The sequence below is a fragment of the Gordonia malaquae NBRC 108250 genome (genome assembly GCF_000344135.1).
GTDB lineage: Bacteria > Actinomycetota > Actinomycetes > Mycobacteriales > Mycobacteriaceae > Gordonia > Gordonia malaquae.
Genome location: NZ_BAOP01000014.1, coordinates 74,513 through 100,941 on the forward strand (window position 1 = coordinate 74,513; position 26,429 = coordinate 100,941).

The 26,429-nt window shown below is 66.1% G+C and carries 23 protein-coding genes and 1 tRNA gene; 16 read left to right on the forward strand and 8 right to left on the reverse strand.

Annotated elements, in window-relative coordinates:
- Positions 1 to 39: 39 nt before the first annotated feature.
- The 5 genes from GM1_RS11090 to GM1_RS11110 all read left to right on the forward strand — a co-directional run bounded on the left by GM1_RS11090 (position 40) and on the right by GM1_RS11110 (position 4,157).
- Entirely contained in the window at positions 40 to 261 is a 222-nt protein-coding gene (locus GM1_RS11090) for a DUF3618 domain-containing protein (RefSeq protein WP_008378848.1), read from the forward strand.
- Between the two features lie 90 nt (positions 262 to 351).
- Positions 352 to 424: transfer RNA gene (locus GM1_RS11095), tRNA-Lys, on the forward strand.
- A gap of 132 nt (positions 425 to 556) precedes the next feature.
- Positions 557 to 1,345, forward strand: coding sequence for an esterase/lipase family protein (locus GM1_RS11100; RefSeq protein ID WP_008378849.1), 789 nt, complete (start codon positions 557 to 559; stop codon positions 1,343 to 1,345).
- A gap of 303 nt (positions 1,346 to 1,648) precedes the next feature.
- Positions 1,649 to 2,875 carry a L,D-transpeptidase gene (locus GM1_RS11105; protein ID WP_040519915.1) on the forward strand — a complete coding sequence of 409 codons (1,227 nt, stop codon included), beginning with the start codon at positions 1,649 to 1,651 and terminating at the stop codon, positions 2,873 to 2,875.
- A 142-nt stretch (positions 2,876 to 3,017) separates the two neighbouring features.
- Complete coding sequence (locus GM1_RS11110) at positions 3,018 to 4,157, forward strand: acyl-CoA dehydrogenase family protein (protein WP_040519946.1); 1,140 nt, start codon at positions 3,018 to 3,020, stop codon at positions 4,155 to 4,157.
- Between the two features lie 22 nt (positions 4,158 to 4,179).
- Here GM1_RS11110 and GM1_RS11115 read toward each other — a convergent pair whose 3' ends face one another.
- From GM1_RS11115 to GM1_RS11125, 3 genes are read right to left on the reverse strand one after another with little or no spacing between them, the layout of a single operon-like run.
- Positions 4,180 to 5,664: a pyridoxal phosphate-dependent decarboxylase family protein gene (locus GM1_RS11115; RefSeq protein WP_008378856.1), complete on the reverse strand. Its 1,485-nt coding sequence runs from the start codon at positions 5,662 to 5,664 to the stop codon at positions 4,180 to 4,182.
- Entirely contained in the window at positions 5,661 to 6,977 is a 1,317-nt protein-coding gene (locus GM1_RS11120; RefSeq protein WP_008378858.1) for an MFS transporter, read from the reverse strand. The genes GM1_RS11115 and GM1_RS11120 overlap by 4 nt, the downstream gene beginning before the upstream one ends.
- Positions 6,974 to 8,320 (reverse strand): amidohydrolase family protein, encoded by a 1,347-nt coding sequence (locus GM1_RS11125; RefSeq protein ID WP_008378860.1) that lies wholly within the window; start codon positions 8,318 to 8,320, stop codon positions 6,974 to 6,976. The genes GM1_RS11120 and GM1_RS11125 overlap by 4 nt, the downstream gene beginning before the upstream one ends.
- Before the next feature lie 592 nt (positions 8,321 to 8,912).
- On the opposite strand from GM1_RS11125, the gene GM1_RS11130 reads away from it, so the two are divergent.
- From GM1_RS11130 to GM1_RS11155, 6 genes are all read left to right on the forward strand, one after another.
- Positions 8,913 to 9,410 (forward strand): nuclear transport factor 2 family protein, encoded by a 498-nt coding sequence (locus GM1_RS11130; protein ID WP_008378862.1) that lies wholly within the window; start codon positions 8,913 to 8,915, stop codon positions 9,408 to 9,410.
- Between the two features lie 88 nt (positions 9,411 to 9,498).
- Positions 9,499 to 11,742 carry a glycerol-3-phosphate 1-O-acyltransferase gene (locus GM1_RS11135; RefSeq protein WP_008378863.1) on the forward strand — a complete coding sequence of 748 codons (2,244 nt, stop codon included), beginning with the start codon at positions 9,499 to 9,501 and terminating at the stop codon, positions 11,740 to 11,742.
- A complete protein-coding gene (locus GM1_RS11140) occupies positions 11,739 to 13,247 on the forward strand; it encodes an HAD-IB family hydrolase (protein WP_008378865.1) in 1,509 nt (502 codons plus the stop codon). Before GM1_RS11135 ends, GM1_RS11140 begins: the two co-directional genes overlap by 4 nt.
- A complete protein-coding gene (locus GM1_RS11145) occupies positions 13,240 to 14,676 on the forward strand; it encodes a wax ester/triacylglycerol synthase domain-containing protein (RefSeq protein ID WP_008378867.1) in 1,437 nt (478 codons plus the stop codon). Before GM1_RS11140 ends, GM1_RS11145 begins: the two co-directional genes overlap by 8 nt.
- A gap of 19 nt (positions 14,677 to 14,695) precedes the next feature.
- Entirely contained in the window at positions 14,696 to 15,484 is a 789-nt protein-coding gene (thiD, locus tag GM1_RS11150; RefSeq protein ID WP_008378869.1) for a bifunctional hydroxymethylpyrimidine kinase/phosphomethylpyrimidine kinase, read from the forward strand.
- 25 nt (positions 15,485 to 15,509) lie between these two features.
- Positions 15,510 to 16,070, forward strand: coding sequence for a dihydrofolate reductase family protein (locus GM1_RS11155; protein ID WP_008378871.1), 561 nt, complete (start codon positions 15,510 to 15,512; stop codon positions 16,068 to 16,070).
- A gap of 140 nt (positions 16,071 to 16,210) precedes the next feature.
- Here the strand turns inward: GM1_RS11155 and GM1_RS11160 are convergent, their stop codons facing one another.
- Positions 16,211 to 17,719, reverse strand: coding sequence for an HNH endonuclease signature motif containing protein (locus GM1_RS11160; RefSeq protein ID WP_008378872.1), 1,509 nt, complete (start codon positions 17,717 to 17,719; stop codon positions 16,211 to 16,213).
- Positions 17,720 to 17,932: 213 nt separating this feature from the next.
- On the opposite strand from GM1_RS11160, the gene GM1_RS11165 reads away from it, so the two are divergent.
- Genes GM1_RS11165 through GM1_RS11175 form a run of 3 tightly spaced genes read left to right on the forward strand, consistent with a single transcriptional unit; the run spans position 17,933 to position 19,628 of the window.
- Positions 17,933 to 18,307 carry a VOC family protein gene (locus GM1_RS11165; protein WP_008378874.1) on the forward strand — a complete coding sequence of 125 codons (375 nt, stop codon included), beginning with the start codon at positions 17,933 to 17,935 and terminating at the stop codon, positions 18,305 to 18,307.
- Positions 18,308 to 18,349: 42 nt separating this feature from the next.
- Positions 18,350 to 18,859 carry a GNAT family N-acetyltransferase gene (locus GM1_RS11170; protein WP_008378875.1) on the forward strand — a complete coding sequence of 170 codons (510 nt, stop codon included), beginning with the start codon at positions 18,350 to 18,352 and terminating at the stop codon, positions 18,857 to 18,859.
- Position 18,860: 1 nt separating this feature from the next.
- On the forward strand, positions 18,861 to 19,628 hold the full coding sequence (locus tag GM1_RS11175) for a crotonase/enoyl-CoA hydratase family protein (protein ID WP_008378877.1): 768 nt from the start codon (positions 18,861 to 18,863) through the stop codon (positions 19,626 to 19,628).
- Positions 19,629 to 19,647: 19 nt separating this feature from the next.
- On the opposite strand, the gene GM1_RS11180 is transcribed toward GM1_RS11175, so the two are convergent.
- Together GM1_RS11180 and allB are read right to left on the reverse strand one after the other, a co-directional pair.
- Positions 19,648 to 20,208, reverse strand: coding sequence for a Type 1 glutamine amidotransferase-like domain-containing protein (locus GM1_RS11180; RefSeq protein WP_008378879.1), 561 nt, complete (start codon positions 20,206 to 20,208; stop codon positions 19,648 to 19,650).
- Entirely contained in the window at positions 20,209 to 21,582 is a 1,374-nt protein-coding gene (gene allB, locus GM1_RS11185) for an allantoinase AllB (RefSeq protein WP_008378880.1), read from the reverse strand.
- Between the two features lie 234 nt (positions 21,583 to 21,816).
- On the opposite strand from allB, the gene GM1_RS11190 reads away from it, so the two are divergent.
- Both GM1_RS11190 and GM1_RS11195 read left to right on the forward strand, forming a co-directional pair.
- A complete protein-coding gene (locus GM1_RS11190) occupies positions 21,817 to 23,310 on the forward strand; it encodes an NCS1 family nucleobase:cation symporter-1 (protein ID WP_373278341.1) in 1,494 nt (497 codons plus the stop codon).
- A 25-nt stretch (positions 23,311 to 23,335) separates the two neighbouring features.
- The gene (locus tag GM1_RS11195; RefSeq protein ID WP_008378884.1) at positions 23,336 to 24,058 is read left to right on the forward strand and encodes an aspartate/glutamate racemase family protein; all 723 of its coding nucleotides are present in this window, start codon (positions 23,336 to 23,338) and stop codon (positions 24,056 to 24,058) included.
- A 200-nt stretch (positions 24,059 to 24,258) separates the two neighbouring features.
- Here GM1_RS11195 and GM1_RS11200 read toward each other — a convergent pair whose 3' ends face one another.
- Together GM1_RS11200 and GM1_RS11205 are read right to left on the reverse strand one after the other, a co-directional pair.
- Positions 24,259 to 25,074: a bifunctional allantoicase/(S)-ureidoglycine aminohydrolase gene (locus tag GM1_RS11200; protein WP_008378886.1), complete on the reverse strand. Its 816-nt coding sequence runs from the start codon at positions 25,072 to 25,074 to the stop codon at positions 24,259 to 24,261.
- Positions 25,071 to 26,345: a DUF6986 family protein gene (locus GM1_RS11205; protein WP_008378888.1), complete on the reverse strand. Its 1,275-nt coding sequence runs from the start codon at positions 26,343 to 26,345 to the stop codon at positions 25,071 to 25,073. Before GM1_RS11205 ends, GM1_RS11200 begins: the two co-directional genes overlap by 4 nt.
- Between the last annotated feature and the right edge of the window lie 84 nt (positions 26,346 to 26,429).

Sequence of the window (26,429 nt, forward strand, 5' to 3'; positions counted from 1 at the left end):
CTTGCCTGCACAGACACAACAAGCAGAAGTGGAGACGCCGTGGCCGGGGAAACCGAACGGATCGAGAAAGAAATCGCACAGGCGCGCGAGGAGCTGGCCAAGACGCTCGATCAGCTCGCCGTGCGCGCCAATCCGGAACGTCTCGCGAACGACGCGAAGAGCAAGGCCCTCGCTGTGCTGGCGAGCCCCCCGGTGAAGTTCGGCCTCATCGGAGTCGGCGCGCTCGCCGTTGTGGTCGTGATTCGCAAGATCGTCCGCTGATGAGCCGCGAGAAGAGCTGAAAATAGAGTCTGACCAGCCGATTTTTGTTCTGGTTACATCTACTGTTAATGTTTCTTCTCGCAAGGCCAAGCGCCATTAGCTCAATTGGCAGAGCAGCTGACTCTTAATCAGCGGGTTCGGGGTTCGAGTCCCTGATGGCGCACATAGGAAAAAGACCCCCTCCAGTCGGAGGGGGTCTTTTTCGTTGCCGGCGAGAGCCGGTCCTCATCCGCGTCGTGTGGCGTCCGCCTCAGCCTCGTCCATTCGAAGCTAGGTGACGCTAACCTAATTCACCATGATGATCAGGAGAGCTGCCGTCCTCGGTGCCGCTGCCGTCCTCGCCGCGTCGATGGTCGGAACCGGAGCGGTGTCCGCGGAGAAGCCGACGCGCGACGCGGGTATCACCGATGTCGTGATCGTTCCGGGCCAGACCTTCGGCGGCACGCCATATCAGCCGCTCGCCGCGACTCTGCGCGACAAGGGATACCGGACGCATGTCCTCGAGCTCGCGGGCACGGAACTGCGCGAGGATCCGGCGAAGATCGGGGCTGCGGTCGACCGGATCCGTGCCGATCGACCGAGTGCGAAGATCGCGCTCGTCGGACACAGCATCGGCGGACTGACGGCCCGCTGGTATCTGAAGGAACTCGGGGGCGCGTCGAAGGTCGCCGCGTACATCGCGGTCGGAGCGCCGCAGTACGGCTCGATGGGCGGCTGCTCGCAGCGGGGGCAGGCGCGACTGGTCTGCCCGGGCACCGACTACATCACCCAGGTCAACGCGGGGGACGACACCCCTGGGGACACCGCATACTTCGGCATCCGCAGCGAGCGGGAATGGGCGAGCGGCCACCTCGACGGTGGACAGTGCCGTGTGACCCCGGTGCGGGGCTACTCGCCGCTGCCGGACGTCGGTGTCGAGCACATGGTGGAGACTATCGATCCGGCAGGACAGGCCGCGATCGCGACAGCGCTGTCCGGGCGTTGCGACGGTGAATTCGTCGACGAGAAGGACGGGGTGATCACCTACGAGTCGTCGGAGTTCCCCGGCGGTTACCCGGATGTCGCCGCTCCGCGGGCCAAGTAGACGTCCAAACCTCGACTACGACTCTAGGTGGACGCGTCGTTCGGCTGAATGCTCCGACTGTGATCCTGTGCGTCCTCGGTGGTGCTTGTCGGAGGGTGTCGGTACTCTCGAACGCGAATCCTCGCAGGCTGAATCGCCATTGACCTGCCGCTACGCCGTTGGGCGGCGTAGGGGTGGGCGATGGCCGGTCGTGTGGTGGGGGATGACGGTCAATGTCGGATACGTGAAACGTGTTCGGCGTCTCGTACAATCGAGAAAACGGAATACCGGTCCGTTTACGGGTCACACAGTTTTGGGAGCAAGATGGGCATCACTCGGAGCGGCCTCCGTCGACCTCGCGTCAAAGCGACCTCTGCAGTCGCTTTGATGGTCGCGGCCACCGCATTCCTCTCGGCGTGCAGCGGCGTCAGCGGCTACGACACGGAAGTGCACGCGAACGGCGAGTTCGGCGACATGATCAAGCCTGCCGTCTCGATCACCGACGAGGACGGCAAGCCGCTGACGAAGAACGAACTCGGCGTTCAGCCGGGCCGTCCGGTCGTCGTCAAGGCCACCGAGGGCGCCATCTCCGATGTGCGCATCAAGAAGTCCGACGGTGGTCTCATCAAGGGTGAGTTGAGCGACGACGGCACCACCTGGACAAGCGCCGAGCCGTTCGGCTACGACCGGACCTACACGGTCAACGCGACGGCCACCGGCGTCGGCGGCAAGACCGTGCAGACCACCAAGTTCCGGACCCGTTCGCCCGAGAACCAGACCGCTGCCTACATCGGCCCGCCGGACGGCGAGACCGTCGGCGTCGCGCAGACCGTCTCGGTCCGCTTCGACGAGGCGATCGGCAACCGCAAGGCCGCGCAGGACGCCATCAAGATCACGTCCACTCCGGCCGTCGAGGGTGCTTTCTACTGGATCAGTGATCAGGAAGTCCGCTGGCGTCCCGAGAACTACTGGGCCTCGGGCACCAAGGTGAACGTCAAGGTCAACATCTTCGGCATCGACCTCGGCAACGGCACCTTCGGCCAGGAGAACGCCTCGTCGAGCTTCAAGGTCGGCCGCGACCTCGAGATGTTCGTCGACGACAACGACAAGATGGTCGTCGTCAAGAAGAACGGCAAGGTCATCCGGACCATGCCGACGTCGATGGGCAAGGAATCCGCGCCCACGAACAACGGCATCTACATGATCGGCGACCGCGTCGACCACATCATCATGGACTCGTCCACCTACGGCGTCCCCACGAACTCGGCTGACGGCTACCGCACGCCGGTCGACTACGCCACTCAGATGTCCTACAGCGGCATCTACCTGCACTCGGCACCCTGGTCGGTGTGGGCACAGGGCAACACGAACACCAGTCACGGCTGCCTCAACCTCAGCCCGGACGACGCGCTGTGGACAGTGCGCAACACACTGCGCGGCGACCCGGTGACCGTCAAGAACACGATCGGCGACCCGCTGCCGGGCACCGACGGCCTCGGCGACTGGAACATCCCGTGGTCGACGTGGAAGAAGGGCAACGCGAAGGGCTGATCGCGAAGTAGCGAGTCGCCTCGGAGCGAAGAGTTTCCGAACTGGTCAAGGTCCGGTGGGGTCATCCCCACCGGACCTTGTCATTGGTCAGTGTTAAGATCGCGGCGATCGAAAAAAGTCACCGAAGATTGGTATGAACACCATGGCTCGTCCCAGCTGGGAAACCGAGGATCTGTCCGCACTGCGTGAGATGGCCCGCGCCTTCTGCGAGAAGGAGATCGCGCCCAACACCGAGCGGTACATCGAGCAGCATCACGTCGATCGTGACCTGTGGACCAAGGCAGGCGAGGTCGGCCTTCTCGGCATGTCGATTCCCGAGGAGTACGGCGGCGGCGGCGGCACCTTCGCTCACGAGGCCGTCCTGATCGAAGAGCAGGCGCGTGTCGTCGACTCCGCCTGGGGCCAGAGCCTGCACAACGGGATCGTCGCTCACTACATCTTGGCGTACGGCTCCGAAGAGCAGAAGAAGACGTGGCTTCCGAAGATGGCGTCGGGAGAGGTCGTCGGCGCGATCGCGATGACCGAGCCGGGTACAGGTTCGGACCTGCAGAACATCAAGACCAAGGCAGTCAAAGACGGTGACGACTACGTCATCGACGGCTCCAAGACCTTCATCACCAACGGTGGTCAGGCCGATCTGGTGATCGTCGTGGTCAAGACCGATTCCAACGAGGGTGCGAAGGGTATCTCGCTCGTCCTGGTCGAGACCGACCGCGAAGGTTTCAGCCGAGGCCGAATCCTCGACAAGGTCGGCATGCGCGGTCAGGACACCGCGGAACTGAGTTTCTCCGGCGTCCGCGTCCCGCAGTCGAACCTGCTCGGCGAGCAGGAGGGCCTCGGCTTCATCCAGCTCATGACGCAGCTTCCGCAGGAACGCCTCATCATCGCCGTCGCTTCGGTGGCGGGCATGGAGGTCGCGTTGGAGAAGACCGTCGCCTACACCAAGGAACGCACCGCGTTCGGTCGCCCGGTGTTCGGATTCCAGAACACCAAGTTCAAGCTGGCCGAGGTCGCCACCGAAGCTCACGTGGCCCGCGTGTTCCTCGACGACTGCATGGAGAAGCACCTGCGCGGCGAGCTCGACATCCCGACGGTGGCCATGGCGAAGTGGTGGACCACCGACCGCGCCATGCAGGTCGCCGACACCTGCCTGCAGCTCTTCGGCGGCTACGGCTACATGAACGAGTACCCGATCGCTCGCATGTGGGCCGACAACCGTGTCCAGATGATCTACGGCGGAACCAACGAGATCATGAAGGAGATCATCTCTCGTTCGCTGTGAGCTAGGTGTCGGGGAAGTACAGCTAGGGGTTGGTGAAGGCGGCGAGGAACTCGGTCAGCATCTTCGCGGTGACCGGCCGCGGCAGAAGGTCGATCGCCGCTATCACCGCGCTCAGGTCCAACGCGTCCGACGCGGCGGCGGGGTCGGTGTGCGGATCGATTCCCGCACCGACGAGCACCGCCTCGGTCGTCGCGGAGTCGAGACCGAGCGCGTCGTCGACACCGACGGCACCCGAGGCGAACGCTGCACCGAGTTCGGCCAATGCGGCGGGTGCCTGAGCGGGCGCGACTCCACGTGCGTCGGCCGCTCCCAGCACCAACGCCTCCGACAACTCTCCGACGATCCTCTCGGTGACAGGGGTGATCGTTAGATGGGTGCTCGGTGCGAGAACCGTTCCGTCACTCTGCGTGAACCCGGGCTGGGCCTGAAGGATGAATCCACGTGCGGCCACTTCATCGGCCCAACGATGCGGGTCGACGGGGTCGGGGGCGTCGTGGTCGGCGGCGACGGCGAAAACGGGTCCCTGCGGATCACCGACCACGCGGAGTCCGTCGATGTTCCGGATGGTGTCGATCAGTGCAGACTGGGCCGAGGAGATGTCGCCGACCAGCTTGCTGAACCCCTCGGCGCCCAGATGGCGGGTGATCGCCCAGGCTGACGCGAGCCCCGCCGCCGATCTGGAACCGAGCAAGGTGGCGTTGACGATCGGGTATCCGGGCCAGTCGGTGGTCGCGAAGTACGCGGCACGATGACGGTCACGGTCGGTGTGCAACAGAATCGACGCGCCCTTGGGCGCGTATCCGTACTTGTGGAAGTCGGCGGACAGGCTCGTCACGCCGGGCACCCGGAGGTCCCAGGCAGGCAACTCCTCCGGCCACCACGCCAGCGCGAATCCGCCGAGGCACGCGTCGACGTGCAACGGCAGTCCGAGGTCGAGCGCGACTGCTCCGATCTCCTCGATCGGGTCGAGGGCTCCGGTCGGGTAGTTCGGAGCGGATGCGACAAGCAGGAACGTGTCGTCGGTGACGGCGCCGGCCATCGCTTGCGGGTCGACGCGGGTGGTGATGGGGTCGACGGGTACCCGGCGCGCGGTGACACCGAGGAGTTTCGCGGCCTTGTCGAACGCTGCGTGGGCAGTGGACGGCATCACGATGCTGCCGGATCCGGCGCGGGTTCCGGAGTGCTCGCGAGCCGCGAGAACGGCGAGCACGCAGCTCTCGGTTCCGCCGGACGTGATCGATCCCACCGCGTCGTCCGATCCGAACGCGGTGCGCGCGAAGGTGATCAGATCTCGTTCGCACGACGCGACCGAGCCGAAGACAGTCGGATCGAGACCGTTGACCGGCTGGACCATGGCGGCTGCGTCAGCGGCGAGGCGGTCGATCTCGGCGAGTCCGGGATCGTAGACGTACGACAGGATCCGTCCGCCGTGCGTCGGAGCGTCGCCGGCCCGCCTGGACGCGAGTTCGTCGAGGACGTCGTCGATGGGACTGCCCGGTGAGGTCACTGTGTCGTCTTTCGTTCGTAGCGGAGGAGGACTGCGACGCTGACCGCGACGAGCAGGGCGGGCAGCAACGAGAACCCGAGGGAGATGCCCGTGCGAGCGAGGTCGGTCTGCTGTGCCGTCTCGTCCCCGCTGGAGGAGACGAAGCCGGTGGCGGCCAACACGAGCAGGTAGACGCCGGGACCGAGCGCGAGGCCGAGCGTCTCGCCCGCCGTCCACAAGCCGGAGAGTGCACCGCCCTGATCACGTCCTCGATCCTGCGACACTTCATCGATCACATCGGGCAACATCGCGAGGGGGAACGTCTGCATGCCGGCGTAGCCGACACCCGCGATCGCGACGAGCGCGAACATCCACGGCCCCGGTGCGGCGACCGCCCCGGACAGGCCGAGCGCCGCGACGCCGAACAGGACTGACGCCGCGAGCAGACCTGCGCGTTTGCCTTGGCGTACACCGACCCGCACCCACAGGGGCATCACCAGAAGCGCGGGCGCGACCAGTGCGACGAACACGATCGTCAATGCGCCCTTGTCCTCGAGCACATACGTCGCCACATACTGAGCACCCGCGAGCATGACCGCCGAGGCGAGAGCCTGCAGGACGTAGACGGTCAGCAGAATCCGGTAGTGGGTGTTGGTCGTGAACGCGGTGAATGCGTCGCGGTGATGCAGGTCCGTGGCGTCGGCGCCGGTGACCGGGCGGGCCCTGGTCGCGGCGAACGAGGTCGCGACCGTCATCCCCGTCGCGATGAGGGCGACGGACGCGACCGCCATGACCGCGTAGCCGACGGCTCCGCCGCCGAGAGCGTCTCGCACGGCGGGTGCACCCGCCCCGATCACCAGGATCGTCAAAGCGAGCACCGCGATCCGAACCGAGATGAGTCGGGTTCGCTCGTTGTAGTCGGGTGTCAGTTCGGTGGGCAGCGCCACGTATGGAACCTGGAAGCACGCGTAAGCGACGGCGCTGAGGGTGAAGAACAGCAGCACCCAGGCCGCGGCCGCCGCAGGCCCGAACGACTGCGGTGTGCTGAAGGTGAGGATGAACGCGGGAACTAGCGCGAATGCGCCGAGCCGCATCAGTCGCGTTCGCGTGCCCGTCGCGGCGGCCGCTCGGTCGCTGATCGCGCCGATGACCGGGTTGATCACCACATCGATCGCCTTGGGTATGACCACGACGATCGACGCGATGAGGGCGGCCACCCCGAGAGTGTCGGTCAGGTAGTACGCGAGGACGAGCCCCGGCAGGACGCCGAAGCCTCCGGTGCCGACGCTTCCGGCGGCGTACCCGCCGACAACTCTGCGGGGGAGCGCCGTCATGGCCGGTAGGCCTCCACACGTTCCCACATCGCGGCGTACGATTCCGCCGCCCGGTACAGGTCAGCGACCAGTGCGGCGCCGTCAGCGCCCGCCTGAAGCCGCATCCCCTGGATCCAGTCGGGAAGGAGGCCGTAGTGGGCGGTGCCGTCCTTCGTCACGTCGAATACTCGTACACCGGTCCGCTGGCGACTGACGACGGCGCCGTTCGGCATGGTGAAGGGGTAGGTGACAGGTGTTCCAGTCTTCCGCGGTGGCGCCTGCGCGCCCAGCCCGTTCATGTCCGGACCGAACCCGAGGCCGAACGGGCGGTCTTTCGGCGCGGCCTTGCGTGCCTCTCGCCACTCGTCGATGAACGACTCGGTCTCACCGCCGTACAGGCCGACGACGCCGCCCGCCGCCATGATGCGACGGTAGTTCAGCTCGTCGGTCCACGAATGGGACGAGACGACACCCGGATAGCGGAGAGCACTGACGATGTCGAGCGCACGGTCGGACGACTTCGCCGACAGATGATCGACGTCGACCACCATGTTCCGCTTGATCGTGGCTCTGACCGCGTACTCGCCGAGGCGGGTGAGGCCTCGGACGTTGCAGCGCTCCGAGCCGCGCCCGACCGCATCGTTGTCATGCGTGTGACCCGGGCACTTGCCGACCTGCCAGAGTCCGCCGCCCGCGTAGACCTGACCGATCTCGACGCCGACGCCCGTGAGGCCGCCGTCCATGCGTGCACCGCCCAGGGCGTTGTCGAACTTGTGAGTGAGAATCACCTGTCGGACTCCGAGGCCGTGAAGTTCGTCGAGCCCACGGTCGATGTCGGCACTGGAGCACAGCGGACGTCCTCCGACCGCGCCGCAGCCGAACGGCTCGGAGATCTCGATGCCCAGCGTGACAGCGAGTTTGCCGGACGCGACGATACGGCGCAGTTCCTGGGAATTGGTCGCGATCTGGAAGAAGCCCTTACCCGGCCCGCCCGCCTGCGCGTCGATGTAGTCCCGAAGCTGCAGCAGCCGACGGTGCTGGATTCGGACGGACTCCATCTCGTTGCACGGTTCGTCGGACAGCGGGTAGATCTCGCACAGGACGCGGTTCTGGACGTAGTAGTTGTTGAGGACGCGTAGTCCGGATCGCCACGTCCTCTCGATCCACTTGTAGTACGTCTGCTCGTGAGTGAGCGAGTACCAGGCGGGATACCCCTTGAAGGTCGGCCAACCCTTCGTGTCATGCGGGCCGGGTCTGCTGAGGATGTGCTCGCTGACCGCCGGAATGCCGTCGGGTCGGTGATCGGGGCAGTCCGCAAGTGCGACGGTGATGCCGAGAGGACTGAACGGGCGGCCGCAGTGCATCCGGCCGCCGAGGACTGTTCGGCCATGAGGTGCGCGTGCGAGTCCACGAAGCCCTGGAGTCGCCCGTCTGCGTCGGTCCCGGTCTGAGTCGGCCCGTTCACGTCGACCTGCGCCTCGGGGAAGGCGCGACACCCGGTGGCCGGGGTCACTCGGACAGCGCGGGTCAGTCCCTTGGTTGAAGTGAACCGGTATGTGGAACCGGTCCGGTCGACTTTCCAGATCGCGTCGTCAGTCGGTGTCGCAGTCCGGACGGCCTTGCTGCCCTTGGCTGTCAGCAGTGTGCCCGCGGTGTCGTAGAACAGGAACTTGCCGAGCGCGGCGGCCTTGGCGGTGGACGGCCCCTTGCCCGGCAGCGCGGCGCCGCCGATCGCCGACATCGCGAAGCAGCCGTTCGCGATGTCGTAGGCGGGAGTGGCGGGCTCTGCGATGGCGGCCTGCGGGGTCAGCAGCGGCACGACGGCGATGACGGGCACCAGGAGGGCGGCGGCGAGACTTCGCCATTTCATCCGTGAGACGTCCATGGTCGATAAACGTAGTCGATCGATCGATCTAATTGTGAGCTTTCGCTCATCGTGAGCATTACCGTGAGCTGATGGACACCTTTTCGGCACAGATCGCCGCATTGACGGCGATCTCCGACATAACGGCGCTCAAGCACAACTACTGGCGGGCATGCGATGCGAAAGACGTGGACGGCTTCCGTGCGTCGTTCATCACCGACGGTGCGATCATCGATTACGGGCCCCTCGGCACCTTCGACGACGCCGCGCCGATGGTCGCGGTCTTCGAGCGAGTCGCCCTCGCGAAGGTCGACGGCCGGTACGTCGTTCTCGACATGCACACGGGAGGACACCCGGAGATCGAAGTGACCGGACCCGACAGCGCACGTGGTCGCTGGTCGCTGCGATTCCGCCAGGTCAACACCGTCCAACGGACTGAGACGGTGTCAGTGGGCGAATATCACGACGAATCCCGTCTCGAGGGTGGGAAGTGGCGGATGTCGGTCTGCCGATTCACTCAGCACTGGTCGATCACGCGTCCGATCGGTGACGACGTCGTCGTGGCCGAGGGGGTGTTCGCCGCCGGCTGAACGGGCTGTGGTGGCGATTCGGGTCCGTCGGCCGCGCCGATCGACCACAATCGGTCTTCTCGACTGATGTAGAGGGGTGGACTGTTCCGTGGGTGTGATCGTTCTGGCCGATGTGCGTACGACGACCGAGCAAGAGATCGTCGCGGAGTGGGCCGCATCGAGCTATCCGGGGGTCGATGTCCGTCGACTCGGCGAGGTGGACTTCGTGGCACTCGATCCGGAGACGATGCTGGTCCCGGCACGTGTGGTGTGGCTGCCGCCGGTCCGCAAGGGGGAACGGAGGGTCGCACTGGCCGACGCCATCGTGCTCTCGAACCCGCGACGCCCTCCGGCATTCCGGCAACAGGCCATCAGGAGACTCGGGCAGGATCGAGTGCGTGTGGTGGAAGGCGTTCCCGCGACCGTCGCCGACCTCGGGGCCCGCTACGGAACCCAACAGGCCGAGGGGGAGTCGTTCGCCTCCTTCGTCGGGATGCAGGCGTCTCTGTCGGCCGAACGAGCCGAACTGGAGCTCGTCGGCACGCGGTACAAGGTGCCTCGGCTGGTGGCCGAACAGATCAGTTCGTCAGCGCGCTTCCAGGCGGCGGCTGCCCAACTCGCGGCCGATCTGGGGCGCAGTGCGTCGTCGGTGGCCCAAGAGGCGACCGAGAAGATGGGGACGTTCGTCGCCACCCAGAGCCGACTCGTGCAGGACGTCTTCACGTCAACCTTCAGCGGGCTCTACGAGAGAGCGTGGACGGTCTCGGCCGACCTGGACACGCTCGGCCGATTGCGGACGTTGAACAAGTCGAACTCGCTGGTGTTCCTGCCGTCGCACCGGTCGTACGTCGACACCCTCATCCTGGCCAGCGTGTTGCACGACCACGACTTTCCGCAGAACCTCGTCCTCGGCGGCGACAACCTGGCGTTCTGGCCGATGGGCTCGATCGCCCGTCGGGCGGGCACGATCTTCATCCGTCGCAAGTTCGGCTCCGACCCGGTCTACAAGTTCGCGATGCGCTCGTACCTGTCGTTCATCGTCGAGAAGCACTTCAACCTCGAGTGGTACATCGAGGGCGGCCGGTCGCGTACCGGCAAGCTGCGGCCTCCGATGCTCGGACTCCTCGCGTACGTCGCCGATGCCGTCGAAGCGCTCGACGACGGTGACGTGATGTTGGTCCCGACGTCGATCGTCTACGACCAACTGCCCGAGATCGCGGCGATGGCGCGGGAGTCGGCTGGCGGTGCGAAGACCCCGGAAGACCTGAAGTGGCTGTTCAAGTACGCGCGGGCCCAGCGGGAGTACCGGGGTGAGGCACGTGTGCGATTCGGCGAGCCGATCTCGCTGCGGACGGCGTTGGACGAAGCGGGAACCGGTCGCGCACGCCTGGAGAAGGTCGCCTTCCGCGTGATGGACGAGATCAACGCCGCCACCCCGATCTCGGCGACGTCGCTCGCCGGCTTTGCGCTTCTCGGTGCGGAGGACCGGGCCTATACGGCCCGCGAGATCGAGGAGATCCTCGCGCCGCTGCTGACCTACATCGACGCGCGGAAGTTGCCCGGCCCCGATCCGTCGTTGTGCCGCGGACTCGGTCTGCTGACCACACTCAGCGAACTGACTGACGCGGGCGTCCTCGACACGTTCGACGGCGGTCCCGAGCAGGTGTGGTCGATCGCGCCGGACAACCACGCGGTGGCCGCGTACTACCGGAACGGCGCCCTGCATCACTTCGTCGATCGGGCGATCGTCGAACTCGGCATGCTCGCGCTCGCGGACGGGAAGCCGACGCCGTCGGACGGACTGCTCGCCGCCGGACAGGCCGAAGCACTCCGGACCCGAGACCTGCTGAAGTTCGAGTTCTTCTTCCCGCCGAAGGAGGAGTTCCTCCATCGCCTCGGCCAGGAGATGGACCTGATCTCCGCCGATTGGCGCACCCGCCGTCCCACAATCGAGTGGGTGTACGACACTCTGTTCGCCAGCGCCGGAATGCTGCTGGCGCGGCGCTCGTTGCAGACATTCTTCGACGCGCAGTACGTCGTCGCGACGCATCTGGCGAAGCTTGGATCGGTCGACGTCGACAAGGACACGGTGTTGGCCGACTGCCTTGGTCTCGGTCGGCAGCTCGCGATGCAGGGACTCGTCAAGATGGACTCGGTGTCGCGTGAGCTGTACGACGCCGCGTACCGGCTGGCCGACAATCAGGGCGCCATCGCGGGAGATTCTGATGACGTCGTCCAGGCGGCGCGTCGGGCGTGGCTCGACGACGTGCAGGAGCTGCGGTCGCGTCTCACCCGGCTGGCCGCGATCGAAGCGGAACAGGCCGCCGCGAACCGACGAGAGGACAACCAGTGAGTGCGCTGGCCGACCGGCTGCAGGAGATCAAGGCGGCACCGTCGGGAAAGCAGGTATGCGCCTTCTTCGACTACGACGGAACGCTGCTCGACGGTTTCTCCGCGGTCGCCATTCTGCGCGCCCGACTGAGGAGCCTCGAGTTCACCGGAGCCGAACTGCTCGACGGCCTGATGGTCGCGCTGCGCGGCTGCTCGTCGGAGCAGGACTATGCCGAAGTGCTCGAAGCGACCCGGCCGGCGTTCGCGGGCAAGACGTATGCCGAGCTCCTCGCCATGGGGGAGAAGCTGTTCAAGGAGGACACGGCGTCCAAACTGCGACCGCAGATGTGGCAGGTGATCCGCGCACACCGCGCCAAGGGGCACCGAATCGTCATCGCGTCGTCGGCCACCCGCTTCCAGATCGAGCCGATCGCCAAGCAGATCGACGCCGACCACGCCCTCGCGACCGACGTCGAAGTGATCGACGGAGTCGTCACCGGACGGATCCTCGGGCGTCCGCTGTGGGGGCCGGGCAAGGCCGCGGCAGTGCGTCGTCTCGCCGCCGAGCACGATCTCGACCTGGCGTCGTCGTTCGCGTACAGCGACGGGAACGAAGACGTGCCATACCTCGAGTCGGTGGGGCATCCTGCCGCGATCTCCCCGCAGAGCGGTCTGCGGGCCGTCGCCGAGGCGCGAGGGTGGCCGATTCTGGAACTCCGCAACCCGTCGCACAGCGCGCTGAGCATGATCGCCAGGACCAGCGCGTTCTACGGGTCGTTCCTCGGCGGTGCAGCCGTCGGAATCGCGAAGGGCCTGATGGGCGGTGAGGACAGCACCGCCGCCATGCAGGACGCGGTCGCATCGGGCATCGACACCGGATTCGCATTGGCAGGCGTGAGCGTCGACGTGCTCGACGGTCGGGAACACCTGGAGAAGGCCCGACCGTGTGTGTTCGTGTTCAACCACCAGTCGAAACTCGACCTGCCGGTGATGATCCACCTGGTCCGCGATCATGCGACAGGCGTCGCGAAGAAGGAGATCCGCAGCGTTCCGTTGTTCGGACAGATCCTCCAGATCGGCGGTGTCGCCTTCATCGATCGAGCCGACGCGGGCAAGGCCATCGAACAACTCGAGCCGGTGGTCCAGAAGATCCAGGAGGAAGGGCTGTCGTTGGTGGTCGCCCCAGAGGGAACACGGTCGGCGACGCCGCGGATCGGGCCGTTCAAGAAGGGGCCGTTCCACATCGCGATGCAGGCCGGTGTGCCGATCGTGCCCGTTGTGATGCGCAACGCGGGCGAACTGATGTGGCGTGGCGCGCAGCTCATCAAACCCGGAACTGTCGAAGTACGGGTCCTACCGCCCGTCGACACCTCGGACTGGGTGCCGGAGAAGGCCGGCGAGTACGCCGAGCAGGTGCGTGAACAGTTCTTGGACGCATTGGCGGACTGGCCGGTGACAGCGTTCGACGACGGACGAATGACCAGGACCATGGGAGTCTTCGAATGGAAGGAGTCGGCGGGTGACTGACGACAAGCCGCTCGACTGGGGCAACGACGCCGAGATGAGCGCAGTCGACACCGTCATGTGGCGAGGCGACGCCGACCGTCGTCTCCGGTCGACGATCTCGGTTGTCGAAGTGCTCGACTGCGAACCCGACTGGGACCGCCTCGTCGCCGCCCACGACTGGGGCACCCGCATGGCGCCCCGATTCCGCCAGCGGGTGGTGGAGTCGCCACTGCGCACCGGAACACCCAGCTGGCAGGTGGATCCCGACTTCGACCTGCACTATCACCTGCGGCGTGTCCGGGTGGCGGGCGACGGTTCGATGAGCGAGCTCTTCAGCCTGTGCGAGCAGATCGCGATGACACCGCTCGACCCGGCTCGCCCGCCGTGGGAGGGCTACCTGATCGACGGCCTCTCCGACGGCAAGACCGCGTACTTCATGAAGGCTCACCACGCGTTGACCGATGGGATGGGCGCGATGCTCGTCGTCGCCCAACTCCACTCGACGACGCGCGAGCCGAAGCCGGGCAAGCCTCAGCCGCCCGCACCGAAGCCCGCTGAGCTGTCCGGGCTCGACGTGCTGTCGCGCCAGGTGAGTGAGGAGCTCAGCCGACTGCCCAAGCTCGCCGGTCTGGCAGTCGACGGTGTCCGGGCGCTCACCGATCCGAAGAAGACGTTGAGCCGCGTCCTGCGCTACGGACGCTCCGTTCCGCGGGTCGCCGGGATGATCAGTCCCGAGGGATCGCCTCTCCTCGCAGGCCGCAGCGTGTCGTGGCGGTTCAGTGCGTTCGAGGCTGATTTCGGAGCCATCCGGGCCACGAGTGCCGCGACGGGAGCGTCGGTCAACGACGTGTACCTCGCCGGGCTCATCGGCGGGTTCCGCAAGTACCACGACGCGAACGGTGTGTTCGTCGAGTCGATCCCCGTCGCCATTCCGATCTCCGTCCGCCAGGAAGGCGATTCGGCGAGCGGCAACCGAATCGCCGTCGGCCGTCTCGCCGGTCCCATCGGCATCGACGACCCGTTCGAGCGGGTGCTGACGATTCGTGAGCAGGTGCGTGCGGCACGCGGCGAGCCCGCAGTCGACATCTTCAACACGATCGGGCCGGTTCTGGCGTGGCTGCCGGGTCAGGTTCTGACGCAGTTCAGCGGCACCACGTCGATGAACGACCTGCAGGCGAGCAACGTGCCCGGCATCCCGTGGGACACGTACTTCGCGGGTGCAAAAGTGGAGCGGATGTATCCGTTCGGCCCGCTGCCCGGCTGTGCCGTGATGGCGACGATGATCACGCACAACGGCGTCGCCTGCCTCGGCCTGAACATCGACGCTGCCGCTGTCACCGACATCGACCTGTTCGCGGAATGTCTTGTCGAAGGATTCGACGAGGTGTTCGACCTTGCCGAGTCGTCATCGGACCACCCCGTGGGATCACGAATGGTGAGGGTGATCTGACGGCCACTACCATGGCCTCATGGTTGACTTCGCATACGTGATCGCAGGTTCCGAGGCCACCGGCGGCGCCGGTATTCAGACGGACTTGAAGACGTTCCAGCAGCTCGGTGCGTTCGGGCTCGGCACGATCACGTGCATCGTCTCGTTCGACCCGAAGAACAACTGGGGTCACCGCTTCGTGCCGGTCGACCCGGCCGTCATCGCGGACCAGATCGAAGCCGCGACCAGCGCGTACGACCTCGACGTCGTCAAGATCGGCATGATGGGCACGCCCGCGACGATCGACGTCGTCGCCGATGCGCTGGCACGGCAGTCGTGGCGGCACGTCGTCCTCGATCCGGTCCTCATCTGCAAGGGGCAGGAGCCGGGGGCCGCGCTCGACACCGACCAGGCGCTGCGAGCGAAGGTGCTGCCGCAGGCCACCGTGGTGACGCCGAATCTGTTCGAGGCGCAGATCCTGTCGGGGATGGACTCGATTCAGACCGTCGACGACCTCGCTGAGGCCGCGCGCCGAATCGGCGCGCAGGGGCCGCAGTACGTTCTCGCCAAGGGCGGCGTGGAGTTGCCGGGTGACGACGCCGTGGACGTCCTCTTCGACGGCGAGGACGTGACGGTGCTCCGCGCACCGAAGATCGGAAGCGAGCGCGTGTCTGGGGCCGGCTGCACACTCGCCGCCGCGGTCACCGCGGAACTCGCGAAGGGCGCCACCGTTCTCGAAGCGGCGCGTCGGGCGAAGGATTTCACAAGCGACGCCATTGCGGCTCGTGTCAGCGGTAACCTCCCGTTCGACGCAGTCCGACAGGGCTGACACACCAGGCGAGGAGATCAGACGCATGGGCCTCTTGACCTACAGCATCAACGTCACACTTGATGGTTGTGTCGACCATCAGGAGGGCATCGCCGACGACGAGACCCACGCGTACTTCACCCGGCTCATGAACGACAGCGGCGCGATGCTGTGGGGCCGCGTCACATACGAGATGATGGAGAGCTACTGGCCCGCCGTGGCTCGCGGCGAGATCGACGCGCCGCTCGCGCTGCAAGACTGGGCTCGTGCCCTGGAGTCGAAGGCGAAGTACGTCGTGTCGACGACACGGACCGACTTCCCGTGGACGAACAGTCATCACCTCGGCGGTGATCTGACGAGCGCGGTCGGCGAACTCAAAGAGCGCACCCCGGACGGTGTGCTCGTCGGCAGTGTCGCTCTCGCTGCAGAACTCGACCGACTCGATCTGATCGACGAGTACAAGTTTCTGATTCACCCGATGATCGCGGGCCACGGGCCGACGCTGCACCAGTCAGGTCTGCCCACAACCCGTCGTCTCGAACTGATCTCGGCGGAACCGCTGACCAACGGCGCCATCGCAGTCCACTACCGCCGCTCGCGCTCCTGAGCGAACCGACCCTGCTCTTGAGCGAGCCGCCCCCTGCTCCTTGAGCGAGCCGCCCCCTGCTCCTTGAGCGAGCTTGCGAGTCGAAAGGCAAGCGACGATTCACCTGGGAGCAGGCATGGCGGTGTCCCCGCCTGACCAGCTCAGGCGGGGTTCCGCACCACGTCCACCCCTGGCGGGGCCGGCGGTCCCGGTGGTGGTGCCGGGATCCGGCACGACAACCATTTCTCGACCGCCGACCCGGACTGAGTGGCACGGATGGCCGGGAGCAGCTTCTCCGGCTGCAGCGAGTGGTTGACTTTCCACGGCTGGTTCGAGCCGGTGGGTCGCCATCCGACCCGGCCTTTGAACGGGCCCGAGGTGAGGATGGTGGTCTCCCATCCGCCGGGTGTCGTCGCAACACTCCGGTTGTGAGGACCGCAGGCCCCACCCAAATGATCGATGTCGGTGGGTCCGCCGTCTTGCCAGTCAGGCATGTGATGCGCCTGCGTCCGTGACCACGGGGTGGTGCAGCCGGGCGCGGTGCAGCCGCGGTCCCGACCGAACAGGGCCAGCCGCTGGGCCAGCGACGCCAGGCGGCGGCCGCGCCCGAAGTGCAGGATCTGTGAGGACTGGCCTTCGAACACTTCGAGCCACGGGGTGGCGTCGGCGGCGACGTCGACCAGATCAGTGACCGGGAGGCGGGTGCCGGTGGCGGTGACCGCTACACCGGCACGGTTCTCGAGGTCCTCCAGCGAAGCGGTGACCACGAGGTGTGAGGGGAGGGCGGCGGAGTCGCCGAGTGCGCCGTTGGCGAGCAGGTGGTCGAGCATCGCTTCGAGCGCGTCGTGGTTGCGCTGGGACTGCGACCGCGTGTCCCGCTTGCGGGCGGCGGAAAGGGCCTCGGCGTCCGCTCCGAGGGCCGCGCCGCGGGGCGATTCGGGGTCGTCCGGGTTGTTCATTCCGGGTTCGGCCCAGAGTGTGAGGATTGCTTCGAGTTTTGCTCGAAGCGGCGGCGACAGTTGTGCCCGGATCTTGGACATGAGCCGCTTGTCTTGCGGTTGGATCGCAAATCCGCGAGTCCGGGCGCGGTCGGCGTCGTCGGTCAATGACCCGTCGGGGTCGAGGTGGGCCAGGATCCGGCGGCCGACCTCCCGGGTGCCCTCGGGGGTGAGTTCCCGGGACAGTTCGGCGAGCTCCCGCTCAGCGCGAGCCTTGTCCTCGGCCGGGATGGCGGCGGGTATCTCGTCGATGACGGCGGCGATCTCGGTGATGTGGTCGACCGACAGGTCGCCGTCTGCGACTGCGGCTGCGGTGGCCGGCAGTGCCGGGTCGAGTTGGTCGCCGGAGTAGTTGTACATCGGGGCGAGTGCCAATGCTGCGGCGACGCGGCGCTTGCTGGCGCCGATACCTAGGCGCAGGGTGGCGGTGAGGTACTTGCCCGGAGTCTGGACCCCGGCTTTGCGGTACGCGCCGCGGGTGGAGACCTCGGCGTACACGCGGGCGTCGACGCCGTCGGACCGGCGATGTGAACGCTCCAGGACATCCGCGGTGAGCAGGACGTCGTCGTCGGTCATCGCCGTCAGCGAGACGGACGACAGCTTCACAGCCACCGCATCCTGCAGACGCGCGAGTTCGAGAGGCGAATCGGGGAGATCAAAGGTGCTGGTCATGGCGTCCGCCTCCCTTCCGTAAATCGTGGACCGTGTCCAGTTTTGCTGTTATCTCCATAGTACTCCGAAGGTGTCGAAAATCATAGTGCTATCGCTAATCAGTTCGATTGCGCGGAACGAGAGCAAAGCGGACCGAAACTGGCCGGAATGGCTCCTATGTTCAGGGCATCGGCCCAATACGAGGTCGAGTGATCCGACTCCAGGAGAGACACCGTGACCTTCGCAGCAACTCGCATCATCACCGACGACGTCGACGGACTCGTCGCTTTCTACGAGGCGGTGACCGGCGGCACCGTTGAACGCCTGCATCCACTGTTCGCACAACTCAACACGTCGATCGGAAGCCTTGCGATCGCGAGTTCGGCCACCGCCGGACTGTTGGGGGAGGGCGCCGTGGAACCGGCGGCCAACAGGTCTGTTGTGCTCGACTTCCTCGTGGCCGACGTTGACGCTGAGTACCAGCGGCTGCAGGGTGTGGTCACGTCGTTCGTCAACGAGCCGACCGACATGCCGTGGGGCAACCGTTCCCTCCTCTTCCGCGACCCGGACGGCAATCTGGTCAACTTCTTCGCGCCACTGAACGGGTGAAGTGAGGTCGGGACGTCCGACGGCGCTCGGTAGGGTGACAGGATGACTGTGACCCTCCGCGCGCAAGAGACAACCGATCTGGAGTTCCTGCATTCGCTGTTCAGCGACCCGGAGGTGGTTCGGTACTGGTTCGTCGAGCCGTACGTGACGCGTGCTGATTTCGAAGCCAAGTTCGAGGCGCGTCGCGGTGACCCGACGTCTCGCCGCTTCATCATCGATGACGACGGAGAATCAGTCGGCATCGTCGAACTCGTCGATATCCGTCGCATCCATCGGAACTGCGAGTTCCAGATCATCGTCGCGCCAGGCCGGCAGGGGCATGGCTACGCGCAGACGGCCACCACGCTTGTGCTCGACTACGCGTTCAACACCCTCAACCTCCACAAGGTGTATCTGCAGGTGGACGACGAGAACAAGGGTGCGATTCACGTGTACAGCAAGTGCGGCTTCCACGTGGAGGGGCACCAGCGAGACGAGTTCTGGGTGGATGGTGCGTACCACGACGTGACGCGGATGGCAGTGTTCGCCGACGACCCTCGTCCACAAGCCTGACATGAGCGACGTCCGTGTGGAGCGCGACGGCGATGTCCTGATCGTCGTGATGGACCGCGGTGACCGGCACAACGCGGTCGACGGGCCGATGGCGGCTGAGCTCGCCGCAGCGTTCCGTGACTTCGAGGCGTCGGACGCCAAGGTCGCGGTCCTCGCGGGCGAGGGACCGTCGTTCTGCGCAGGCGCCGACCTCAAAGGCGTCGGAACCGAGCGAGGCAACTCGGTGACTCCGGACGGTGACGGCCCGATGGGGCCGACCCGGTTCGACCTCGACAAGCCGGTGATCGCGGCGATCCACGGTCACGCCGTCGCCGGCGGACTCGAACTCGCCCTCTGGTGCGACCTGCGGGTGGCCGAGGAGGGTGCAACACTCGGAGTCTTCTGCCGGCGATGGGGAGTGCCGCTCATCGACGGCGGAACCGTCCGCCTTCCGCGGCTCATCGGGCACAGCCGGGCGATGGACCTCATTCTCACCGGACGCCCGGTGGACGCCGCAGAAGCGTTGTCGTTCGGGCTGGTCAACAGGGTGGTATCGGACGGCTCGGCTCGGGCCGCCGCAGTGGAGCTCGCGCACGAGATCGCGCGGATGCCGAACACGTGCATGCGCGGCGACCGTCGGTCGGCTCGTGATCAGTGGAGCCTCGACGAGGCGTCCGCGCTTTCTGCCGAATTCGAGATCGGGATGACGTCGCTCATGGCCGACGGTATCGGCGGCGCCGGCCGGTTTGCGTCCGGCAAGGGCCGCGGCGGATCGTTCGACGACATCTGACGCTCTCGCTCCAGCTTGGTCAGGGGCTCCGAATGAGGCGAAGTGTCGAGTCGTGGACCTCGACGGCTTGGTCGTCGTCGACGGGCAGGAGTGGGAACCGCGGCCCGTACGTACGCAAAGTCTGCGCTATCAACGACGACGGATAGGCCGGAAGCATGCCTCCGGCGTGGGGGATCACCACCTGATCGATCAGGCCGAGACCAGCGGTGGAGCCCAGCTCCGGAGCCTCGGCGGGATCGTCGAGAAGTGCGGCGGGCTCGATGTCCGGGCCGACGATCACCGATCCGGCGCTGAGTCCGATGTAGGGCAGACCTGCGCGTACCCTCGCTGCGAGTTCCAGATCCATGCCCGAGCGTCGTAGGTCGCCGAGGATTCGGAACGTGTTGCCGCCGCCCACGTAGACGGCGTCGACGTCGTCGAAACTGAAGTCGTCGACTGTCGTGTAGCCGCGGTCATGTAATAGTTCGCGGCCCGCGCCGGCGACGACGCCGATCCGAACGTCCGATGCGGGTTTGGAAACGCGCTCGGCGACGAAGCGCGTGAGCGCTCCGTCGCCGAGGGACAGCAGTAGAAGGTGCAATTACACGTCGCCGCGACGCAGCATGCGACCCTGTGCGGTCGTGAAGTCGATCTTCTTTCCGCGAAGCCACGTGCTCTTGACGACGCCTGCGAGAGCCCGTCCGTCGTAGGGGCTGATCGGGTTCTTGTGGTGAAGCTTGTTGACGTCGACCACCTGCGCAGATTCCGGCTCGAAGATCGCGAAGTCGGCGTCGTAGCCGAGAGCGATGCGGCCCTTGTTGTTCAGGCCCGCGAGAGCGGCCGGCTTGGCCGACATCCACTCCATGACCTGAGTGAGGGGGATCCCGCGCTTGCGGGCCTCGGTCCAGATCAGGGACAGGCCGAGCTGCAGCGACGCGACGCCGCCCCAGGCGACACCGAAATCGCCGTTCTCGACGTCCTTGAGGTCGATCGTCGACGGGGAGTGGTCGGAGACGATGCAGTCGATGGTGCCGTCTTCGAGTCCCTGCCACAGGAGTTCACGGTTCGACGCCTCGCGGATCGGCGGGCAGCACTTGAAAGCGGTCGCGCCGTTCGGGATCTCCTCCGCGAGCAGCGTGAGGTAGTGCGGGCAGGTCTCGACCGTGATCTTGACACCGTCGCGGCGGGCCGAGGCGATCATCGGCAGTGCGTCGGACGACGACAGGTGCAGCACGTGGGCGCGCGCACCGGTCCAGCGTGCCCGCTCGATGACCTCCGCGATCGCCACGTTCTCGGCGCCGCGCGGACGCGAGGCCAGGAACTGCGAGTACTGATTCCCCTCGGCGGTGGGAGCATGGTCGATCGCGCGGGAATCCTCCGCGTGCACGATCATGAGGGAGTCGAAACCGGCCAGCTCGGCCATGTCCTCTTCCATCTCGTCCGCGGTGAGGTGCGGGAACTCGTCGACGCCGGAGTGCAGAAGGAAGCACTTGAAGCCGAAGACGCCTTCGTCGTGCAGGCCGCGCAGGTCTGCCTTGTTGCCGGGGACCGCCCCGCCCCAGAATCCGACGTCGATGTGGGTCTTTCCTGCAGCGGCTGCGCGTTTCGCGTTGAGCGCCTCGACGTTGACCGTCGGCGGGATCGAGTTCAGCGGCATGTCGATGAGGGTGGTGACACCGCCGGCGGCTGCGGCACGGGTGGCGGAGTCGAAGCCCTCCCACTCGGTGCGGCCGGGTTCGTTGACGTGCACGTGGGTGTCGACGAGGCCGGGGATCATCACCTGGTCGGACGTCAGCTCGATGACCTCGGCGCCGTCCAGTCCGCTGCCGAGCGGTTCGATTGCGACGACACGACCGCCGGAGATTCCGATCTCGCGTGCAACGATGCCCGCCGTGGTCAGGGTCTTCTCGCCCCGGACGACAAGATCGAATCGGGCCTGCGGTGCCTGTGTCGAATCGGCAGCGTCGTCGGTCATGGACGGGTCTCCTTAGCGAGATGAAAGTTCCTCATCGTGGAACTAGAAGTCTACTCAACGGAAATGGTAGATGTGACGGGAGACACGGGTCAAGGCGGCCCGGGGCTTGACAGTTTGGCCTAAGGTACGCGTTACTTATCGAACCTGTGGAATACTCTTTCCGCAGAGTGGAATACAGCGGTCGGCTCCCCAGCTGCCGCCCCGAACGTGAAAGTTCTTCCCATGAGCACAGAGATGACCGAGCCGGTGGACGTCGTGTCGACCGTCAAGGACTCCGGATTCGTACCGAGTCCGGAGCTGTACAACGCCGACCTGGCCCCGACCAAACGCGAAGGGCGACGCTGGAACGCGTACAGCATCTTCACCCTGTGGGCCAACGACGTTCACAGCCTCGGCAACTACGGGTTCGCGCTGGGTCTGTTCGCGGCGGGCGGCCTCGGCGGCTGGCAGATCCTGCTGGCACTCGGCCTCGGCGGAGCCTTCCTCTTCCTGCTGCTCAACCTCTCGGGCTTCATGGGCGAGAAGACCGGCGTCCCGTTCCCGGTGATGAGCCGCATCTCGTTCGGCATCCGAGGAGCGCAGGTCCCCGCGCTCATCCGTGGCATCGTCGCCATCGCATGGTTCGGTGTGCAGACGTACCTCGCATCGGTCGTGCTGCGAGTCATGATCGTGGCGCTCGCGCCGTCGGCCGGCACGCTCGACACCAACGACTTCCTCGGCCTCTCCACTCTCGGCTGGATCTCCTTCGTCGGCCTGTGGATCATCCAGGTCTTCATCGTCAGCTACGGCATGGAGATGATCCGCAAGTACGAGGCCTTCGCCGGTCCGGTCATCCTGATCACCATGGTCGCGCTCGCGGCATGGATGCTGAACAAGGCCGACTGGTCGATCGCGTGGACCGCTCCCGACGCCAAGACCGGTGGCGCGATGTGGGCCAAGATCATCGGCGCTGCGAGCCTGTGGGTCGCGATCTACGGCACGTTCGTCCTCAACTTCTGCGACTTCACTCGTAGTGCGAAGTCGAAGGGCTCCATCGTTCGTGGCAACTTCGTCGGCATCCCGCTGAACATGCTGCTGTTCGGCGGCATCGTGGTGGTCCTCGCCGGTGGACAGTTCAAGATCGACGGCAAGGTCATCACGTCCGTCTCGGACATCGTCGAGACCGTCCCGAACACATTCCTGCTGGTCCTGGCCTGCCTCGCATTGCTGATTCTGACAGTCGCCGTGAATCTGATGGCCAACTTCGTCGCGCCGATCTATGCGTTGTCGAACCTGTTCCCGAAGGTCCTGAACTTCCGCCGTGCGGGCGTCGTGTCGGCCGTGATCGGCCTGGTGATCCTGCCCTGGAACCTGTACGACTCGCCCGCGGTGATCGACTACTTCCTCGGCGGCCTCGGCGCGCTGCTCGGCCCGTTGTTCGGAATCGTGATGGCCGACTACTGGCTCGTCCGCAGGGGCAAGATCAACGTTCTGGATCTCTTCTCGATGGACGAGAACGGTGACTACCACTACTCCAAGGGTGTCAATCCGCGTGCTGTGCTCGCGTTCGTGGTGACCGCGATCGTGGCGCTGCTGCTGGCGTTCGTTCCGGCGTTCAAGGTGGTCGCGGACTTCTCCTGGTTCATCGGAGCCGGCCTCGGCGCGGTGGTCTACTTGGTGGTCGCCGATCGCCAGGGGCCGTTCCGCGACGTCTCCGGCGAAGAGATCGCCGTCGCGAGCGCTCACTAGACCAACCGTCACCGAAGGAGACTTGATGAGGATTCTGGTAGCCAACGTCAACACGACGCAGTCGATGACCGACGCCATCGCCGAGTCGGCGCGAGCCGTCGCCTCGCCTGGAACTGAGATCGTCGGCATCACACCGCGCTTCGGCGCCGACTCGTGTGAAGGCAACTTCGAGAGCTACCTCGCGGCGATCGCTGTGATGGATGCGATCACCTCGTACCCGGAGCCGTTCGACGCCGTCATCCAGGCCGGATACGGCGAGCACGGTCGTGAGGGTCTGCAGGAGTTGCTCGACGTGCCCGTCGTCGACATCACCGAGGCGGCCGCGTCGACCGCGATGTACCTGGGACACAAGTACTCGGTCGTCACAACGCTCGATCGCACCGTTCCGCTCATCGAGGATCGGCTCAAGCTCGCCGGGCTCGACGCTCGCTGCGCATCAGTCCGCGCGTCCGGGCTGGGTGTCCTCGAACTCGAGTCCGATCCGGACCGGGCCGTCGAGGCGATCGTCGCGCAGTCGCGCGAAGCAGTCGAATCCGATCACGCCGAGGTGATCTGCCTCGGGTGCGGCGGGATGGCAGAACTCGAAGAACGCGTGCGTGAGGCCACGGGGGTGCCGATCGTCGACGGCGTCCGGTCGGCCGTCACAATCGCGGAAGGCCTTGTCCGCATGGGACTTTCGACGTCTAAGGTACGGACATACGCGCAACCGCGCGAGAAGAAGGTCATCGGCTGGCCGTTCACGATCTGACGGCCGCAGCGACCACGACGAAGCCGGGCATCACCTCCCAGGTGCCCGGCTTCGTCGTGTCGTGACCTCCGGCTCCTTCGGCTTTTCAGTTCTTCGTTTTTCGGCTCTTCGCGATTTCGGCTCTTCGGTTTTTCGAGCGCAGTCGAGAAGTGGAAACTGCCCGGCACGCTGTCGCGTGCTGGGCAGTGTCTGTGGGGACGTCAGAGCGTGATCTGGCGGTTGACGTCCTTGTAGAGGAGGTAACGGAAGTTCGACGGTCCGCCGGCGTAGCAGGCCTGCGGGCAGAAGGCGCGCAGCGACAGGTAGTCGCCTTCCTGGACCTCCACCCAGTCGCCGTTGAGGTGGTAGACGGCCTTGCCCTCGAGCATGAGCAGTCCGTGCTCCATCACATGGGTCTCGGCGAACGGGATCGATGCACCGGGCTCGAACGTGACGACGTTGACGTGCATGTCGTAGGCGAGGTCCTGCGGGTCGAGCATGCGAGTGGTGCGCCACTTGCCGTCGGTGCCGGGCATCGCGGACGGTTCGATGTCCTGCTCGTTGCCGAACTTGACGGACGGGATGTGGCCCTCGGCGGGCTCGTAGCGCTTCCGGATCCAGACGAACGTCGCGGGGGTGTCGCCGTCGTTGCGCGAGGACCAGATGGTGCCGGCGGGGAGGTAGGCGAACCCGCCCTCGGTGAGGGTCTCAGTCTGGCCTGCAGCGGCGACGGTGAGGGCGCCGGAGGTCACGAACACGAACCCCTCGACCTCTGCCTGCGGCTCCGGACGCTCAGCTCCGCCACCGGGCGCGACCTCGACGATGGCCTGGAAGAACGTGGTCGCGCCACCGGCGACAGGGCGATTGATGATCCACGCCCGGGTGTCGGTCCACTCGGGGAACACCGAGGTCACGATGTCGGAGAGGACGCCGCGGGGAATCACGGTGTACGCCTCGGTGACGATCGCGCGGTCGGTGAGCAGGTCTGTCTGCGGCGGCAGTCCGCCGCGAGGGGTGTAATACGACGCTGAGGTCACTGGTCTCTCCTGGTGGTGGTGGTCGCGCGGCCAAGGGCTGTGTCGCGGACGGTGGACATCGGAAGGTCTGTCGCCGACTCGGCTTCGTCGACCGTCACCGCACCGCAGGTGACGCCGCGGTCGATGACGGCGGCGAGGGCACGTGCCGTGGCGGGTTCGTCGAGGATCGTCGAGTCGAGTTTGTGCATGTAGTTGCGCAGACGTGTCGCCGCCGGGCCGAAACCGTCGCGGTAGAACGCGTACGTGGCCAGGAAACGGGTCACGAGCTGGGCGGGGTGCAGGTCCCAGCCCTGGTAGATGCCGCGTTCGAGGTGACGGCGCACCAGTCGGGCGTGCAGCTTCCAGGCGTGGGCCACGGTGTCGGCGTCGCCGATCGGCAGGATGTTGGTCGAGCCGTCGGACAGGTGGACGCCGGTGCCCGCGACAGCGAGCTGCATGACGTTCTTCGCGTGGTCGGCCGCGGGGTGTTCCATCGACTGGTACGCGGCGGCGATGCCGAGCGATGCGGAGTAGTCGTAGGTGCCGTAGTGGAGTGAGCTGACGCGTCCGTCGCCTGCGTGGATCATGCGGGCCACAGGTGCGGAGCCGTCGGCGCCGAGGATGGCCTGCGGCGTCTCGACCTGCACCTCGAAACGGATGCGGTGGTCGGGGAGGTTGTGCTCGGACTCCAGGGTCTCGGCGACGAACACCATCGCCTCCACCTGGTCGACCGACGTCACCTTGGGGAGGGTGAGGGTCAGTCCGTCGGGCAGGCCGCCGGTCTCCATCAGACCGCCGATGAACAGATCGAGGGTTCGGAGGCCGCGTCGACGTGTCGGAGCCTCGAAGCATTTGAACCGAGTGCCGACGAACGGCGTCGAGGTCCCGGCGTCCAGTGCCGTCCGGAGGCGACTGACGGCCTCGGCGACGTCGGCGTCCTCGGTCGTGTCGCCGCGGTTGCCGTACCCGTCCTCGAAGTCGATGCGCAGGTCTTCGATGGGCTCGGTCGTCAGCTTGCGGGCGACGAGTTCGGCGAGGGTGTCGGCGGTGTCCGTGCTGCCGATCATCGCGGCGACGGCGTCGAGGCCGCCCGCGTTCTGAGCGGCGTCCAGTGTTGCCGCGCCCCACTCCTGCGGCATGGTCGCCGTGTAGCGGTCGCCGGGCAGGTAGACGGTGTGGATCGGCTGGCGACGTCCGTCGTCGCCGGGGTACTGCGCCTTCAGTGCGGCGTCCGCTGATGTGAGACGGCGGTCGACGTCGTCGAGCAGGGCGTCGTCGAGATGTCGTGTCACGATGGTGGCCTCCCGGTTGGCTCGTACGGAATCGGAATCACAATTCCACGATGTGGAGTTTACTGTGAACGGGGTCGAATGCAC